The 1,080-nt window shown below is 49.7% G+C and carries 9 tRNA genes and 1 rRNA gene; all 10 read left to right on the top strand.

The annotated features are described in order from the left end of the window. Positions 1 to 79 precede the first annotated feature (79 nt). Positions 80 to 195: ribosomal RNA gene (gene rrf / locus WKU33_RS18915) — 5S ribosomal RNA — on the top strand. A 9-nt stretch (positions 196 to 204) separates the two neighbouring features. Beyond that, a tRNA-Val gene (locus WKU33_RS18920) sits at positions 205 to 280 on the top strand. 4 nt (positions 281 to 284) lie between these two features. Continuing rightward, positions 285 to 360: transfer RNA gene (locus WKU33_RS18925), tRNA-Thr, on the top strand. Between the two features lie 35 nt (positions 361 to 395). Then, positions 396 to 471 (top strand) — tRNA-Lys (locus WKU33_RS18930). Between the two features lie 9 nt (positions 472 to 480). After that, positions 481 to 562, top strand: a tRNA-Leu gene (locus WKU33_RS18935). A 22-nt stretch (positions 563 to 584) separates the two neighbouring features. Continuing rightward, positions 585 to 659: transfer RNA gene (locus WKU33_RS18940), tRNA-Gly, on the top strand. Between the two features lie 6 nt (positions 660 to 665). Further along, positions 666 to 754: transfer RNA gene (locus tag WKU33_RS18945), tRNA-Leu, on the top strand. A 4-nt stretch (positions 755 to 758) separates the two neighbouring features. Beyond that, positions 759 to 835 (top strand) — tRNA-Arg (locus WKU33_RS18950). A 6-nt stretch (positions 836 to 841) separates the two neighbouring features. Continuing rightward, positions 842 to 918, top strand: a tRNA-Pro gene (locus WKU33_RS18955). Between the two features lie 12 nt (positions 919 to 930). Beyond that, positions 931 to 1,006, top strand: a tRNA-Ala gene (locus WKU33_RS18960). Positions 1,007 to 1,080: the final 74 nt, after the last annotated feature.

Raw genomic sequence — 1,080 nt, forward strand, 5'->3', positions numbered from 1 at the left:
TAAGTTTAAAAAAAGACTTGCATTTTCCGAAGGAAATGCATATAATATAACTTGTCCTTAAAAATTACATACTTTAATGTCTGGTAATGAAGGCGGAGAGGTCACACCTGTTCCCATACCGAACACAGCAGTTAAGCTTTCCAGCGCCGATGGTAGTTGAGACTTTGTCTCTGCGAGAGTAGGACGTTGCCAGGCATATTAGACGGAGGATTAGCTCAGTTGGGAGAGCACCTGCCTTACAAGCAGGGGGTCGCAGGTTCAAGTCCTGCATCCTCCACCATCCAGCCGGCCTAGCTCAATTGGTAGAGCAACTGACTTGTAATCAGTAGGTTGGGGGTTCAAGTCCTCTGGCCGGCACCATTTTTTAATTCGAATATAAAGTCGAAACACATTGCGAGCCATTAGCTCAGTCGGTAGAGCATCTGACTTTTAATCAGAGGGTCACAGGTTCGAATCCTGTATGGCTCACCATTTTAATGCGCGGGTGTGGCGGAATTGGCAGACGCGCTAGACTTAGGATCTAGTGTCTTCGGACGTGGGGGTTCAAGTCCCTTCACCCGCACTTTATATATGATTAAAAACGAGCGGAAGTAGTTCAGTGGTAGAACACCACCTTGCCAAGGTGGGGGTCGCGGGTTCGAATCCCGTCTTCCGCTCCAACCCTTGCCGGGGTGGCGGAACTGGCAGACGCACAGGACTTAAAATCCTGCGGTAGGTTACTACCGTACCGGTTCGATTCCGGTCCTCGGCACCATCTTGCGCCCGTAGCTCAATTGGATAGAGCGTTTGACTACGGATCAAAAGGTTAGGGGTTCGACTCCTCTCGGGCGCGCCATATATACGGGAAGTAGCTCAGCTTGGTAGAGCACTTGGTTTGGGACCAAGGGGCCGCAGGTTCAAATCCTGTCTTCCCGACCATTAAACAATCACGGGGCCTTAGCTCAGCTGGGAGAGCGCCTGCCTTGCACGCAGGAGGTCAGCGGTTCGATCCCGCTAGGCTCCACCATTACTAAAGAATAGTTGACATATTTTAAAACATATGGTAACATTTCTTAGTCGCTAAATTTGAGTGCGACTTTT

The organism is Oceanobacillus sp. HCA-5259 (assembly GCF_037892815.1).
Lineage (GTDB): Bacteria > Bacillota > Bacilli > Bacillales > Amphibacillaceae > Oceanobacillus > Oceanobacillus indicireducens.